Here is a 14,579-nt window from a genome sequence, read left to right as displayed (position 1 = left end):
CCCTGCCCTTCCGAGAAGTTGGCACCGACCCGGGTTGTAACCCAGGCTGATGCCAGTTTCTCGGGGGTGGGCTCAGGCGGCGTGGCGCCCGGAGCCCTGGCCCGACCCCTGCCCAGACCGGATGACGAGAGCCGCGAGGGCGGTGGTGGCGGGGACCGCGAGGACCAGGCCGATGCCGCCGGCCATGGTGCGCACGATCTCCTCGGAGATGTCGGCGCTGGTGAGGATCCGCCCGATCGGCTGGTCGACGAGGCTGATGACGAGGAGCACCGGCAGCGCCGCGCCCGCGTACGCGAAGACGACGGTGTAGACGGTCGAGGCGATGTGGTCGCGCCCGATCCGCATCGCCTGGCGGTAGAGCTGTACTGGCGAGAGGTCGGGAGCCGCCTCGTGCAGCTCGTAGACAGCGGAGGCCTGGGTGATCGTCACGTCGTTGAGGATGCCCAGGCCGGCGAGGATGATCCCGCAGGTCAGCAGGTTGCGCAGGTCGATCTGCTGCGCGGCCTGCTGGAGGGCGGCGTTCTCGTCGCCGCTGACCCCGGTGAGCCGCGCCTGCGCCACCGCGAGCGCACCGATCCCGGCCGTCGCGGCGAGCCCGGCGAAGGTCCCGAGCAGGGCGGTCGTCGTGCGCGCCGAGACCCCGTGCGCGAGGTAGAGGACGACGATCATGATCGCCGCCGAGCTGACGAGCCCGACCGCGACCGGGCTGCGCCCCTCGAGCAGCGCCGGCATGAGGTAGCCGACGACGACGGCCGCTGCGACGGCGAGACCAGCGAGTGACCGCAGCCCGCGCCACCGGGCGACGAGGACGACGACGAGCGCGAAGGCGATCGACAGCAGGAGCAGGGGCTGGCCGCGCTGCATGTCGTAGTACGTGTACGGCGAGCCCGCGACCTGCCCGGGGATCTTCAGCAGGACCAGGGGTGCGCCGACCCCTTCGCGCACCGCGTCGGGCGGGATGTCGACCTGCACGCTCTCGCCCTGCTCGGCCCCGTCGGTGATGCGCACGCTCGCCCGGCCGCACTCGGCGCCGGCGGGCGCCGCACCCGTCGTCGTCGACGGGTCGGTCCCGAAGGCTCCGCAGTCGAGCGGGGTCACCGACACGACCTCGCCCTCGAGGTAGGTCACGCCGTTCGCACTGCTCTCGCGCACCTCCGGCCGGCCCTCGCCCGTCGGACGCAGCACCCACATGCCGACGACGGTGACGAGCGCGATGACGGCGACGGTCACGGCGAGCGCGATGCGGGTGCCGCGCGGCGTCGACACCTGGGGCGCGTCGTGCGTGTGGCTGTGCCCACCTCCCATGCCGTCAGCCGCCGATCTCGGTGCGGACGGCGAAGAGCTCGGGGAAGAAGGTGAGGTCGAGCGCACGCTGGAGGAAGCTCACGCCCGAGCTGCCACCGGTGCCGGTCTTCATGCCGATGGTGCGCTGGACGGTCTTGAGGTGGCGGAAGCGCCACAGCTGGAAGTTGTCCTCGAGGTCGACCATCTCCTCGCACGCCTCGTAGACGTCCCAGTGCTCGTCGGCGTGGGCGTAGATGTCGGTGAAGACCCGGGTCAGCTCGGGGTCGGTCGTGTGCGCCCGGGTGACGTCACGCGTGAGGACGTGCTCGGGGATCGCGTACCCGCGCCGGGCGAGGTAGCGCAGGAACTCGTCGTACAGGCTCGGGGCGTGCAGCAGCTCTTCGAGCACCTGGTGCGCCTGCGGGTCGGCCTCGTGGACCTTCAGCATCCCCGGGTGCTTGTTGCCGAGGGCGAACTCGACGGCGCGGTACTGCCAGGACTGGAAGCCCGACGAGTGCCCGAGGAAGGGCCGGAACTGCTGGTACTCCGTCGGCGTGAGCGTCGCGAGCACGGACCACTGGTCGGTGAGGGTGCGCTGGATGTGCTTGACCCGCGCGATCCGCTTGAGCGCCACCCGCATCTCGTCGGCGGCGAGCAGCTCCATCGCCGAGCGCGTCTCGTGCAGCACGAGCTTGAGCCACAGCTCGGAGGTCTGGTGCTGGATGATGAAGAGCATCTCGTCGTGGTGCTCCGGCGAGCTCACCGGCCGTTGCGCGTCGAGCAGCGTGTCGAGCGCGAGGTACGAGCCGTAGCTCATCTCCTCGCGGAAGTCCTCGTGGATCCCCTGCTCGAGGTCGCGGGTGTTGTCGGCCATGGGGCTCCTTCGTCGGGCGGTCGGGCGTCAGCCTAGGGCGAAGGGGGAGAGCGGCCTTCCTGACCTTGGTCACGACCGCGTCATGGGCTCCCCAGGAGCCGGTCACGCGTTGGTGAGGACGCCTGCCGCTGGTCGCGAAGGGCGACCGCTCACCTCGCTACCGGGCGGTCACCCCTTCGCTCGGATCGACGTCGGGCAGAGCCTGCGAGGACCACCGACAAAGGAGTCGACGATGGACCAGACACCTCAGACGTCCCCCAGCACCCTGCCCCGTCGAGCCTTCCTCGGAGGCATCGGCGTCTCTGCCCTCGGCGTCGCGACCGCCGGCGGCGCGGGTGCCTTCACCCGCTCGCCGCAGCCGGCGACGACGATCTCCGGCGCGGCCATCCCGGCCGCCGACATGGACCCGCTCGACCTGCTCCAGCGGATGCTCTCCTTCGACACGCAGAACAGCGGCCAGGGCGGCAAGACCCGTCCTCACGCCGAGATGCTCAAGGCCGTGTGGGAGCGCGCGGGTGTGCCCGTCGAGATCATCGACACCCCGCAGCCCGACAACGTGCACCTCATCGCCCGGATCCCGGGGACCGGCGCGCAAGAGCCGCTGCTCCTGCTCGGTCACTCCGACGTCGTTCCGGTCGAGAGGGAGAACTGGGACGTCGACCCCTTCGCCGGTGAGGTCGTCGACGGTGAGGTCTACGGCCGCGGCGCGCTCGACATGAAGGGCGCGAACTCGGCGATGATCACCGCGCTGCTGCGCCACCTCGACGAGGGGGCCACCTTCGACCGCGACATCATCGTGCTCACCGACTGCGACGAGGAGGCGGGGTCGTACGGCTCGGGCTGGCTGGCCGAGAACCACTGGGAGAAGATCGACGCGGGCAGCGTGCTCACCGAGGGCGGCTGGTTCATCGCCCAGAGCGACAAGACCTCGCCGATGCTCATCTCGGCGACCCGCCAGGACAAGGTCTACTTCAACCTCGAGCTCGTCGCGACGGGCACCGCCACCCACTCCTCGAAGCCGATCCCGGACGACTCGGCGATCGTCTCGATGTCCCGCGCGATCAGCGACCTCGGACGCTACGAGGCGCCCGTGCACCTCACCCGCGTGACCCGCGACTACTTCGAGGCCCTCGCGAGGGCGACCGACGACCGCCGCTTCGCCGCGGCCATCCGCCTGCTGCTCCGGGCCCGCAACGACCGGATGCGCGAGCGCGCGGCGAAGCTCGTGGAGCACCTCTCCGACTACCCCTACCTGCACCGGGCGCTGCTGCGCACGACGCACGCCTTCGTCATCCAGGAGGCGGGGTACAAGGAGAACGTCATCCCCTCCGAGGCGACGACGCGGATCAACTGCCGCGGCATCCCCGGTGGAGAGAAGCCGCGCGACTTCGTCGCATCGGTGCGCCGGCTGCTGCGCCACCGCGACGTCGAGGTCCGAGTCGTCGGCCCCCCCCGGCGAGAGCGAGTCGCAGACCCTCGCCCGCCTCGACAAGACCTGGGCGACGCCCCCGGCCGACCTCGACACGGACCTGTGGCGCGCGCTGTCGGGTGCGTCGCGGCGGACCTACGAGGACGTGCCCTTCACGCCCGCGCTCTTCGAGGCCGGCACGAGCCTGGGTCCGTGGCGCGAGAAGGGCGTGCCGGGCTACGGCGTCTACCCCTACGTCATCAGCAACGAGCAGCTCATCGGCATGCACGGCAACAACGAGCGGATCTTTGTCGAGGCCCTCGAGCAGGGCAGCGACTACATGTACGAGGTCTTCTCGGCCTTCCGCACGAAGGGGTGAGCGCCAGTCCTGGTCGCTGGCTGAGGTGCGAGGGCCCGCCAGGGCCCGAGCCTCGAAGCCACTCCGCGACGCCAGGTCAGATCTACGTCGAGACGAAAACCAGGAGCAGCAGGCCGCCGAAGAGGACGGCGGCCAGCAGCGGGATCCACACGAAGAGCATGATCAGGGGCTCACGCTTGTCCTCCAGGTACTGGGCGACCCACCCCTTCCGACTCGGCTCGCTCATCGCTGCTCCTCTCGCTCGGCCAGCTGCGTGTGGGCCATGATGCCCTGGCGGCCAGGTAGGTGCAGTGCTCGCGCGACGCGGTCGGCTACTCGCAAGCGACCCCGTCGTCGTCGCCGTCCATCGTCGAGGCGTATCCGGGATCGCCCCGGTGCAGCGGTGCGGCGCCCGCAGCACGGGCGGCGTCGCAGTTCTCGTAGCTCACAGTGCCTGTGGGAACGGGCGAGGAGGTCGGTGCCGGCACGACCGGTGACGGTCGCGGCGAGGGGGAGGCGACCCCCTTCGCCCCGTCCACAGGCGGGACGGCGGTGGAGGCCGCTGTGGGGAGCCGCTGGCCCGGGCAGGTCGTGAGGACGCGTCGCAGCGCGTCCCGCTCGGGAGCGGTGACCCACAGGTGGTGGCGCTGCTTCACGGCGACCTGACGGGCGGCGTACGTGCAGCGGAAGGTCTTGCGTGGCGGGAGCCAGGTGGCGGCGTCGCCGTCGCCCTTCTGCGCGTTGAGGCGACCCTGCACGGCGAGCAGGTTGAGGGGGTCGTTGGCGAGGTCCTGACGCTGCTGCGCGGTGAGGAGCTGCGCGCCGGTCTGCCACGCGTTGGAGAGCGCGACGAGGTGGTCGACCTGGACGAGGCTCGACGTGCCGGGCCCGCGCGCGAAGTCGACGACCGCCCCGCCGAAGGGGTCGCGCAGCGTCCCGGTGAGGACGACGCAGCCGTTGGTGCCCGGCTTGAGCACGGCATCGGCGAGGTCGCGGCGCAGGACGTCGTTGCGGGTGTCGCAGCCGTTGCGCCCGCCGCTCATCGCGTGGTCGTCGCTCCACGTCTGCCCGAACACCGCCCGGTCGTACCCGGTCTTGGGTGCGCGGCCCTTGACCGGGAGGGCCGCGAGGACGGCGAGGGCGGGGGAGGAGGTCGTCGGCGAAGGGGTGGTCCGCGTGGTCGAGGTGGCCGGCGGCGCCGAGACGGTGAGGGTCACCTCGGGCGCCGAGACGGAGCTCAGCGCCCCGCACCCGGTGAGGGCGAGGAGCGCCGAGGTGACGGTGACGAAGGGGTGCCAGCGGCGGCGCGTGGTGGGCGCGCCGGGCTGGGTCAGCGCTTCTCGCAGGCCACGCCGTCCTTGTCGCGGTCGTGCTTCTTGTTGGCGTTGTAGACCTTGGTGTTGACCCGGAAGTTGGTCACGGGCTTCGTGCCACTCCGGGTCTTGTCGCGCGCACCGGCCTTGCCGACGCCGTGCTTGTAGGTCTTGTTGAGCTCGGTGCAGTTCTTGTAGACCTTCACGCCGGCGGACGCGGTGGTCGGGGCCGGCGCTGCGAGTGCGACGGCGGCGGGGGTGAGGCAGACGAGAGACGCGGTCAGCGTGGCGAGGGTGCGGCGCATGAGGTGAGAGTAGATGCAGTGTGAACGGTGCGCCTGGTATTTGCGCAGATCAGCGGCCCCAGCGCCGAACCCCTCGCCCTCAGCGACCTCGATCGGGGCGGAACTCGATGCGCTCGTAGGATTCTCGAGTGCCGTCGGGACGTTCCCGGACACCGCGCTCCACTGCCTCGACGCTCGGCGCCGCCTCGTGACTGGTCGGGGGGAGGAGATCGCGCCCCATCAGTCGGTCGGCCGCGTGGACGTCGTCGTAGAGCTCGCTCATCACCCACGCCCCGGCAACGGGCTCATCGCGATCACACGGCTGCGGCACTGCGGGCAGTTGTTCGGAGTGCCGTTCTTGTGGCTCGTCCACTCGTGCTTGCACGACTGGCACTTGCACCGATATCTGACGTCTGGCATGGCCCCTCCTTGGTCTGGTGCGCAGAATCTACGCCGCAGATTGTGTCGCCACCGGCGATTCGCGAAGAACGCACCATCTGCCACGTCTCATCTGTCCGTGGTCGGTCGCGAGGGGTCTGCTGGATCTTGTGGCGACTACTTCGCTCCGTCGCCGTAGACCACGTAGCCATCACGCTCGAAGACCGCAGCAGTCCATCGTTCGGCGGCGAGGGCGACGCGCTGGCGACTGATCGTCGGCTGTGGAGGGAGATCCTCCCTCAGCCTCCCCACGCTCTTGTCCGGATGCTTGAAGACCTTGGCTGCATGGACCCCGTCCAGATGCTGCTTCCAACGCACGACCGGGGGGTGGATGGACTGACCGACATAGATCCCGTTCATCACACCGAGGACGTCGATGGCGTAGACGGACCCGTATTGTGCGCCGACGACGCCAGCGGCCCAGAGGCGTGAGTCGAGCACCCGTCTCGCCGTGACGAGATCGGCAAGTCCGTCCTCAGTGAGCAGGTGGGTAATGTTTCGGTGCTTGTCGCACCAGACCACAAATGAGGCAGGGTCACCGTGGGCTCCGGCGGTCCACCAGTCGAACCAGCGGGCGGGGTCGTGACAGGTAGGGCATCGAGCGCCAAGGGGTCCGCCCTCGACCCAGCCTCCAGCCGAGGCGGATTCAGGCAGGGTGCATCCGTCGGGGCCGATGTCGACGAGATCGGCCAGCGACGATCGTGATTCGCAGACAGGCGTGGTTGGCCCGAAGAGTTCCTTGCAGTCGATGAACTCGACACCGCCGCCGGACCAGAAGTAGTCCAGCCTGTTCTGGTTGCAAACCTTGCGCGCCTCCCCTCCCGTCGAGCAAGGAAGTGCCATCGATGCACCTGAGTCTTTGACGTGGACCAGCTCGATCTTGATCTGCCGAGGAACTTCGATCTTCGACGGCTTGGTCCAGGGGACCAGGAACGCGTACTTCTGGATCTGGGGTGGGGGGCCGTTGGACACGATCCGCATCCGCTCCGCCATTGTCGGTCCGACCTTGCGTGCAGGGTGAGGAGCCATACCGGACGCTATGACGCCTACTTGTCGCGCGTGGGAGGTTCGCCGGATTTGTGACGTCACGATGGTCGCAGAGCGCGGCTTCAGCCAAACGCCAGCAGAGCAGGTCCTTAGGCTGCACACTCGTCGGCACCTGGAAGAGCGAGTGGGGGACGTGCGCCATGACATTGACCGAGGAACAAGTGCGACGGCTCGGGCCTGCAGATCCGACAGCGTGCGTGATTGTGCTGCACGGTGGTACGGACGACCCGACGAAGGCGGTGCGGCCACGGCGAACGTGGCTACCCGCCACCATGAACTCTCATTGGATCCAGAACGGTGTGGACCGAACGCTGCGGGAAGAGGGCGTCGCGACCTGGGCCCTCGCGCATCGACTTGCTGGCTGGGACGATGACGCGGACCCGACTCCTGTCCGTGAGGCTGCGGAGACTGTCCAGCAGGCCCGACGGATGTACGGCGAGGGCGTCCGGATCGTCCTCGTCGGGATCTCGATGGGTGGTCGCACTGCCGTTCGGGTGGCTGACATGGACGGGGTCGTCGGCGTCGTGGGTCTGGTGCCCTGGCTACCGGAGGAAGAGCCGACGTACACGCTCAGCGGGAAGCACCTTCGGGTTGGGTACGCAGGCCTCGATCGGACGTGCCCTTTGTCATCGATGACGGGCTTCGTCGGCCGAGCGCGGACCGACGCGGCGACTGTGGAGATCACGGAGGTAGGTCCGGACGTGCACGAGATGGTCCTACCGCGCGTCTGGCAGCCATTCACTGCCCGCTCCGTTCGCGCGATCCTCCAGCTCGGATCTGACACGCACTGACCCGATGAATGGGCAGAAAGCGACACGGAGAACCCATGGTGTGCCCGCCGGGTCTTGAGAACTTCGACAGGGGAGCGATGTCTGAGCTAGAAGAGCAGTCGCGCGCGGAGAAAGTCGGAACCGCGGTCATCTCCAAGGTGCTGAATGTCGGCGTCGACGGGCTCGGACCGCTGGACGGGGCCCGCAAGATCGCTGACGACCACCTCGCGCAGCATGGTGACGTGGAGCTGGCCATCGACCGTCTGATCCGGACTCATCAACGCATCGTCGGTGCGTCGGGCTTCGCGACCGGTGTCGGGGGCCTGGTGACTCTTCCCGTCACGATCCCGACTGATGTCGCCGTGCTGTACATCCAGCAAGGCAGGCTCGCAGCTTCCATCGCCCACCTGCGCGGCTACGACATCAGCAGCGAAGAGGTGCGGGCCGTCGTGCTGCTCACTCTTCTCGGGTCGGCTGGCGCGGGGGTGGCCTCGAAGTTCGGCATCGAGCTAGGCAACAAGATGGCTCTGGGCGCGCTCAAGAAGGTCCCCGGGCAGGTGTTCATCAAGGTCAACAAGGCGGTTGGCTTCCGTCTTGTGACGAAGGCGGGGTCGAAGGGCCTGATCAACATGACCAAGATCGTGCCGATCGCCGGTGGCTTTGCCGGTGCCGGTATCAACGTCACGTCCACAGCCGCGGTGGGCAAGTACGCGAAGACGAACTTCCCCGCGCGGGCAGGCACTGCTCATTGACGACGAGCGGTCTTCCTCCACCGTCGACCCGCCCTCGCTCTGGCGATCTGCTCAGCGTCGAGCGCTAGTGGGTTGTCGTCGACGACCGGGATCTCCTCGTCGAGCAGGACCTCGTCCTCGTCGACAGCCCACATAGCGACCTGGTCGAGCAGCACCTCGATCGCTCGCGCTTGCCACGCCGTCCTGGTCTCCTCCTCTTCACGAACGTCCGCGGGGATCTGCATCCCGACCCACGTCAGCCGGTCCTGCCACAGCCTCTCTCGCGCTACGTCGGAGTCGAGTGCCAGTGCGGTCCCGACGATCCCGCCGCGCACCTTCGTGACGTGGTGGGTCAGACGCAGGATGTTGTCGTCGGTGAACGACACCCCGACGAAGAGCACGTGCCGGGTCATGAGCATCGCCTGGAAGAGCGACCCCACTGCCTGTCGTGCGCTGTCGTAGTCGACGAAGGAGGATCGGCTGAGGACGATGTCGTCAGGGTGAAGGGCATCGCCGTGCAGCTTGAGGATCCATGGGCGACCGGGGGAGACCTGGCCGTAGGGCAGGGTCGTCACCTCACTACCCTCGGTCTGAGATGCAACTGCCCGCTCGTACAGCAGGTCGTAGTTGGTCGTCGCGACCTCACCACACCGAAGGCCGGCCAGCAGGAAGTGACTGAGGGCCGGCAGCGGGGGCTTGGGCGGCGCGGCCGAGCTGCGCCGGTCCGAGCTGTTCCGAGGTGCGACGGTCACGGCGTCGACTATCGCGTTGCGCGCGCTGCGGCCGAGCAACCGGTGGATGAGCTCGGCCTGGTCGAGCAGATGCAGATTGCCGAAGGCCCTCGTCTCGAGCAGCTCGCGGATCTCCTGCTGGTCTGCCCGTGCGGCGACGTGCCTGATGAGCTCCGACCAGTTCGGCAGCCCGGCCCCGGCGCTCACTCCAGCCCCGAGCATCAGTGCGAGCTCACCCCGTCTCGCCATCTCGCCGAGCCGCTTCCCCGTGTCGTCGACCGGCGAACCCAGGTATCGGCGGCGCTGCCACTGCAAGGCGTTGAAGTGTGACCTCTTCGGGACGACGATCGCGACGTCGATCTGCAGGTCTCCGACGGCATCGGCGAGGGTGGAGAGGAGGTCGACCACCATGTCGGTCGAGGCGACTCCTCCTCCTCCGGTGCCCAGCAGCGGCAGGGCGACGAGGTGCTGAGCGCGTTTCCGGACGGGTGCTCTCCAGGGCTCCCTCAGGGAGCGTTCTGCGGCCTCGAGGGCTCTGCGCAGGCGTTCAGTGATGACCCCCGCACTGGCTGCCCAGTTGTCTTGCGTGACGTCCAGGTACCACACCGAGACGGAGCTGCTCTCCTCCGCGGGGCCGAAGCCATCCCGATCCCAGGAGGTGGGCTTAGAGGGTCGTTCGGTATCGGTGACCTTCGACCAATGACGTCGTACCCCGAACGAGGTGTCGGTCGGGATGATGACCGCGTCGCAGGTCACGTCCTGCAGCGATCCATGGATGACGAAGACGTGGCCTGCAGTCTGCGAGTGGTCGTGATCGCCCTCGGGCCCTCGGCCTGCCGTCTCCGTCGTCATGACGGCAACCTAGGGCCTGGCCGTCACGCTGTCTTTCGGTAGAGGGTCGCCGGTCGCCCCCGCAGACCTGAGGATGACATCAGCACACCTCCGTCGAGCATCGGTTCGAGACTTTCCTTCATCCGGCGGTTGAAGTTGTCCTTGTGCATCTCCTCGCCGACGACGGCCTCGTGCACCTTGCGCAGTTGGTGCAGGGTGAACGGCTCGCGCAAGAACCCGTCCGGATCAGGAGAGACCCCCACCAGGCGCCCCCGGAACTCGTAACGCGACCGGATGTCCTCCACCGCTGCGGCGACGATCTCGTCGTGGTCGAAGAGCAGACGACCCTCGCTCTCGAGCGAGCCGTCCGGCAGGACCGGGACGAGGTCCCCCTTCGCCCCCGTCAGCGCCCACGACGGCAACGCCAACGCATGGGCGGCCGACATCACCCAGCTGCGGTCGTCACGTCGCGGGTCGTCGAAGAGGCGCAGCAGCCGAGGCGTCACAGAGGTCCCGAGCTCGACGCCGACCTTGCGCCTGAGCACGTCGAGGGTGGTCTGCGCGACGGTCTGCCGCTCCCTCACGAAGCCACCCGGCAGCGCTCGGCCCGCAGGCGACTCCCGGTCCTGCACGAGCAGTCTCAGCACCGGGTCGGTGTCGGCACCGGTCACGGTGAGGATCGCGAGGTCGACGGTCAGGCCGGGCCGCGGGTAGTGGTCGAGGGAGGCAGATGTCGGGGACATGGACCGACTTTAGCGACGATGTGCTCTAATAGATAGCGACACCAAGGTGCTAAAGCGGGGGGGACTCGCAGGAGCGGAGGCCGAGATGACGGATTCACGAGCTGGGGGCAGCGCCGCGCGGACCCCCTTCGACGCCACGCCGGAGGTGCAGGCGATCTGGCAGCGGGTGGAGGCGGGGCTGACGACCTATCTCACCGGTCTGCCGCACCGGGCGGTGACGTCCGACCAGCGCGACGCCCTGCGTCTCGAGGTGGTGGGCACCGACTCGGGCGACCGGCTCCCGTCGATCCGTCTGCTCGCCTCGCAGGACGGGCGGCGGGTCCGGGTGGCGATGACCGGTGACGCGCTGCTCACCTCGCACTCGGTGCACGGCCGGGTCAGCGCGTCGCTGCGGCTGCGGGGATGGTCGGGCAACGACGACAGCTCGGTGGACTGGCGGCGCACCCGTCCGACGCGCAACGCCGACAAGCTCGCCCAGGAGATCGTCCTGGCGATGAAGGGCTACGGCCTGCCCCACCCCAGCCTGTGGACCTTCCGCGTGTCCGGTCCGTCCTCGCAGACCTTGCCGACCCTCCTCCCGCTCGTCGCCTCGGCGGGTGTGCAGGAGGAGCCCGCGGTGCCCGCGCTCGTCACGACCACGGTCGTGCAGCCGCAGGGCCGGGAGCACCTCCGCGCGATGGTCAAGGAGACGCTCGAAGGGGTGACCGGCGCGGCCCCGGAGGTCGACGGGGACGGCGATCTCGTCGTGGATCTCGACGATCACCGCGCGTGGGTGCGCGTCTGGCACCAGGATGCGAGCGTGATGATCTTCAGCCGGCTCGTCCACGGGGTGCACTCGCGCCACGCGACCGCCACCGAGCTCGCGCTCCTCAACCGCGACCTGCGGTCCTACACGCTCTTCCCCCACGAGAGAGAGGTCTGGATGCGCGTCATGCTGCCCGCCTGCCCGTACGTCCCGGCTCACGTCGAGCAGACCCTCACCGACTTCGGGCAGACGGTGGCCCGGATCCGTGGCGACCTCGCCCTTCGCACCCTTGGGGAGGTGGGCTGAGTGCGGCTCACGACGGAGCAGATGGACCGCGCCTGCGGGACCGTCCTCGCGACGGCCACCGGTGACGCGCTCGGCGCGGGGTACGAGTTCGGGACGGCGCGGGTCGGTCCGGACGGACCGCAGATGATCGGTGGCGGGCTCGGCGGATTCGCGAAGGGGGAGTGGACCGACGACACGACGATGGCGTGGTGCGTCCTCGACGTCGCGTCCACGGGTGTCGACCTGCGCTCGGACGAGGCGCTCGACGAGATCGCGCGTCGCTTCCGCACCTGGTACGAGTCCCGTCCCGCGGATATCGGCAACCAGACCCGCAAGGTGCTGAAGGGCGGGGGAGCTGAACCGACAGGAGCAAGGCTCACCGCCGTCTCGGACGAGCTGCACGCCCGCACCGGGCACACCGCGGGCAACGGGTCCCTCATGCGCACGGCGCCGGCCGCCCTTCGCCACCTCGACGACCCCACGGCGCTCACGCAGGCCGCGGTCGCGGTGAGCCGGCTGACCCACGCCGACCCCCGCGCCGGGGAGGCGTGCGCCCTGTGGTCGCACGCGATCACGCACGCGGTGCTCACCGCGCAGATCGACGTGCGCGTCGGCCTGGAGCACCTCGAGACGGAGGCTGCGCAGTACTGGTCGGAGCGGATCGCCGTGGCCGAGGCGGGCCCGCCCGGGCGCTTCACCCCCAACGGATGGGTGGTCACGGCCCTGCAGGCGGCGTGGTCGGCGATCCACCACACGCCGGTGCCGCAGGACGACCCGCGTCAGCACCTCGAGGACGCACTCGCCGCGGCCATCGCGATCGGCGACGACACCGACACGGTGGCTGCGATCGCCGGCGGCCTGCTCGGTGCGCGGTGGGGAGCGTCGGCCGTGCCCGCCCGGTGGCGACGGATCCTGCACGGGTATCCGGGCCTGACGGGGGAGCGGCTCGTCGAGCTCGCCCACCTCGCTGCGACCGGTGGCCGGTCCACCCACCACGGCTGGCCCGAGCGGGACCATCTGCCCTACTCGGGGTACAACCGTGGTGCGGTGCTCGTGCGGCACCCCTTCGACGAAGGCGTGTGGCTCGGCAACGTCACGGCGCTCGACGACCTGCCCGAGGAGATCACCGCCGTGGTCAGCCTCTGCCTCGTCGGCTACGCCCAGGTCCCGGAGGGCGTCGAGCACGTCGTCTTCCGCCTCATCGACGAGCCTGCTGCCGAGTCGAACCGCAACCTCGCCTTCATCCTGCGCGACGTGGCCGCCACCGTCGCGGCGTTGCGCGACGAGGGGCACGAGGTGCTCGTGCACTGCGTCGCCGCGCAGTCGCGGACGCCGGCAGTGGGGATCGCCTACGCGATGCTGCGTGGTGTCGACTACGAGACCGCGTCGAAGGGGGTGTGCTCGGCTCTGCCGAGTGCCTCGCCGAACCGCGGATTCCGGCAAGCGCTCGCTGAGTGGGTAGTCAGCGGGGGCGCGGCGCAGTGGCCAGAGCTCCTCGACGAGGCCGGGCCCGCTGGCCAGCGGGTCGGAGGAGTGCTACCGGCGACGTCACACGTAGCGCCCGCAGAGATCAGCACACCCCATGGAGAGAGTGAGACCGCGCCTGTGTCTGAAGCGACCACCCCCGCCGAGCCCAAGGTCGGCGCCATCGTCCGCGAGTACGCGGGCGACATCGTCGAGGCCCTCAAGACCGACCCGGAGGCGTTGGCCAACGCGCTCGACCCGGTGTGGACCAAGTCCGCGCTGCAGATGCACGGCAACAGGTTCAGCCTGGTGAGACGAGCCAGCGACTTCACTGGTCCTAGCGACCCGTTGCACCGCTACTACTACGTGGAGGTGCACCCATTCCCCGGTGGGGACTTGAGGGTGACCAACGACTGGTACGCCGATCAGCGGGACGCGATCATGGGTCTTTTCGCGGAGCTCGGGATCCTTGAGCCCGGGACCGAGACGAGGGACATGGAGCTGACGGGCCCCGTGAGCGTCCCCACGACCACGTCGGGTGGGAAGGCCATCGTCGCAGGCGGCACGCTCAAGGGATACGCGATCGGCAATGCTCAGAACCTCGCAGTGCGATCCGTCCTGGACATGACCGCAGCGACACCGTCGAAAGACCAGTGGGCCGCGACTGTCGAGAAGTCCGAAGGTCGGTGCACGTACTGCCAGGTCGAGTTCTCCGACACAGACAAGCCCGTCATCGAGCACGTCGTGCCGATCAACAGGCTGCACCTCGGAGAAAACGTCATCGGCAACATCGTCCCTGCGTGCGCCGGGTGCAACTCGGAGAAGGGCGGCAAGTCTCTGGACCGCTGGCTGGAGACGACGACGCGTGGTTTCGACGTCGCGCAGGCGCGCGAGCGGGTGCGTGCGCACATGGCCGAGCACGGCTACGTGCCGCTCTCTGAGCGCATGGACAACCGGGCGGCAGTCGACGCAGCGATCGAGCAGATGCGAATCGAGATGCTCGAAGCCGCGCAGAGATGTGCGGCGCTGATTCGAGACGTCACAGGCACCGAACCGGCGGACGCTGCTGCCATCTCTGAAGGGTGACCCGCGAATTGGTGCGCACCGGCGCCCCCAACCAGGCGACGTGCACCGCACCATATGCCGCCGAGCTGCCAGGCGGGTCGCCGGCTATCGGCTGGAGGCCTCTCGGGTGCCGCCCGACTCTGAAGTCACATCCTCGACGTGACAGAAGCCCTTTCCGTTGTCGGTGGTCATGGAGAACCCAGGCGTC

Annotated in this window: 13 protein-coding genes; 5 read left to right on the top strand and 8 right to left on the bottom strand. The window is 69.1% G+C overall.

From position 1 onward, the window contains the following. Positions 1-72: 72 nt before the first annotated feature. Both L6241_RS02730 and kynA read right to left on the bottom strand, forming a co-directional pair. Positions 73-1,305 (bottom strand): YibE/F family protein, encoded by a 1,233-nt coding sequence (locus tag L6241_RS02730; RefSeq protein WP_368244689.1) that lies wholly within the window; start codon positions 1,303-1,305, stop codon positions 73-75. Between the two features lie 4 nt (positions 1,306-1,309). Next, entirely contained in the window at positions 1,310-2,158 is an 849-nt protein-coding gene (gene kynA, locus L6241_RS02725) for a tryptophan 2,3-dioxygenase (protein ID WP_368244687.1), read from the bottom strand. Between the two features lie 232 nt (positions 2,159-2,390). Between kynA and L6241_RS02720 the strand changes: the two genes are divergently transcribed. After that, positions 2,391-4,211, top strand: a complete 1,821-nt coding sequence (locus tag L6241_RS02720) for a M20/M25/M40 family metallo-hydrolase (RefSeq protein ID WP_368244686.1) — start codon at positions 2,391-2,393, stop codon at positions 4,209-4,211. A gap of 45 nt (positions 4,212-4,256) precedes the next feature. On the opposite strand, the gene L6241_RS02715 is transcribed toward L6241_RS02720, so the two are convergent. From L6241_RS02715 to L6241_RS02700, 4 genes are all read right to left on the bottom strand, one after another. Beyond that, a complete protein-coding gene (locus L6241_RS02715) occupies positions 4,257-5,141 on the bottom strand; it encodes a DUF1524 domain-containing protein (protein ID WP_368244685.1) in 885 nt (294 codons plus the stop codon). A 113-nt stretch (positions 5,142-5,254) separates the two neighbouring features. Further along, positions 5,255-5,542 carry an excalibur calcium-binding domain-containing protein gene (locus tag L6241_RS02710; protein ID WP_123093378.1) on the bottom strand — a complete coding sequence of 96 codons (288 nt, stop codon included), beginning with the start codon at positions 5,540-5,542 and terminating at the stop codon, positions 5,255-5,257. Positions 5,543-5,621: 79 nt separating this feature from the next. Next, positions 5,622-5,804 carry a hypothetical protein gene (locus L6241_RS02705; RefSeq protein WP_368244684.1) on the bottom strand — a complete coding sequence of 61 codons (183 nt, stop codon included), beginning with the start codon at positions 5,802-5,804 and terminating at the stop codon, positions 5,622-5,624. Positions 5,805-6,076: 272 nt separating this feature from the next. Next, complete coding sequence (locus L6241_RS02700) at positions 6,077-6,952, bottom strand: hypothetical protein (RefSeq protein ID WP_368244682.1); 876 nt, start codon at positions 6,950-6,952, stop codon at positions 6,077-6,079. A 194-nt stretch (positions 6,953-7,146) separates the two neighbouring features. Between L6241_RS02700 and L6241_RS02695 the strand changes: the two genes are divergently transcribed. After that, positions 7,147-7,797: an alpha/beta fold hydrolase gene (locus L6241_RS02695; RefSeq protein ID WP_368244681.1), complete on the top strand. Its 651-nt coding sequence runs from the start codon at positions 7,147-7,149 to the stop codon at positions 7,795-7,797. 35 nt (positions 7,798-7,832) lie between these two features. Then, a complete protein-coding gene (locus tag L6241_RS02690; RefSeq protein ID WP_368244679.1) occupies positions 7,833-8,528 on the top strand; it encodes an EcsC family protein in 696 nt (231 codons plus the stop codon). On the opposite strand, the gene L6241_RS02685 is transcribed toward L6241_RS02690, so the two are convergent. Both L6241_RS02685 and L6241_RS02680 read right to left on the bottom strand, forming a co-directional pair. Then, complete coding sequence (locus L6241_RS02685) at positions 8,522-10,090, bottom strand: SIR2 family protein (protein ID WP_368244678.1); 1,569 nt, start codon at positions 10,088-10,090, stop codon at positions 8,522-8,524. The genes L6241_RS02690 and L6241_RS02685 overlap by 7 nt on opposite strands. A gap of 23 nt (positions 10,091-10,113) precedes the next feature. Continuing rightward, complete coding sequence (locus L6241_RS02680; RefSeq protein WP_368244677.1) at positions 10,114-10,740, bottom strand: NUDIX hydrolase; 627 nt, start codon at positions 10,738-10,740, stop codon at positions 10,114-10,116. Positions 10,741-10,897: 157 nt separating this feature from the next. Here L6241_RS02680 and L6241_RS02675 point away from each other — a divergent pair, with 157 nt between their 5' ends. Both L6241_RS02675 and L6241_RS02670 read left to right on the top strand, forming a co-directional pair. Next, positions 10,898-11,863, top strand: a complete 966-nt coding sequence (locus L6241_RS02675; protein ID WP_368244675.1) for a hypothetical protein — start codon at positions 10,898-10,900, stop codon at positions 11,861-11,863. Next, complete coding sequence (locus L6241_RS02670) at positions 11,864-14,392, top strand: ADP-ribosylglycohydrolase family protein (protein ID WP_368244673.1); 2,529 nt, start codon at positions 11,864-11,866, stop codon at positions 14,390-14,392. It abuts the gene before it with no gap. Positions 14,393-14,579 lie beyond the last annotated feature (187 nt).

This window comes from Janibacter sp. Y6, assembly GCF_040900765.1.
Lineage (GTDB): Bacteria > Actinomycetota > Actinomycetes > Actinomycetales > Dermatophilaceae > Marihabitans > Marihabitans melonis.
This window is presented reverse-complemented; position numbering and strand designations above follow the sequence as displayed.

What these genes read in the sequence shown, in the direction of transcription:
- L6241_RS02730 (WP_368244689.1), bottom strand. Translation starts at nt 1,305, where the DNA reads ATGGGAGGTGGGCACAGCCACACGCACGACGCGCCCCAGGTGTCGACG.
- kynA (WP_368244687.1), bottom strand. Translation starts at nt 2,158, where the DNA reads ATGGCCGACAACACCCGCGACCTCGAGCAGGGGATCCACGAGGACTTC.
- L6241_RS02720 (WP_368244686.1), top strand. Translation starts at nt 2,391, where the DNA reads ATGGACCAGACACCTCAGACGTCCCCCAGCACCCTGCCCCGTCGAGCC.
- L6241_RS02710 (WP_123093378.1), bottom strand. Translation starts at nt 5,542, where the DNA reads ATGCGCCGCACCCTCGCCACGCTGACCGCGTCTCTCGTCTGCCTCACC.
- L6241_RS02705 (WP_368244684.1), bottom strand. Translation starts at nt 5,804, where the DNA reads ATGAGCGAGCTCTACGACGACGTCCACGCGGCCGACCGACTGATGGGG.
- L6241_RS02700 (WP_368244682.1), bottom strand. Translation starts at nt 6,952, where the DNA reads ATGGCGGAGCGGATGCGGATCGTGTCCAACGGCCCCCCACCCCAGATC.
- L6241_RS02695 (WP_368244681.1), top strand. Translation starts at nt 7,147, where the DNA reads ATGACATTGACCGAGGAACAAGTGCGACGGCTCGGGCCTGCAGATCCG.
- L6241_RS02690 (WP_368244679.1), top strand. Translation starts at nt 7,833, where the DNA reads ATGGTGTGCCCGCCGGGTCTTGAGAACTTCGACAGGGGAGCGATGTCT.
- L6241_RS02685 (WP_368244678.1), bottom strand. Translation starts at nt 10,090, where the DNA reads ATGACGACGGAGACGGCAGGCCGAGGGCCCGAGGGCGATCACGACCAC.
- L6241_RS02675 (WP_368244675.1), top strand. Translation starts at nt 10,898, where the DNA reads ATGACGGATTCACGAGCTGGGGGCAGCGCCGCGCGGACCCCCTTCGAC.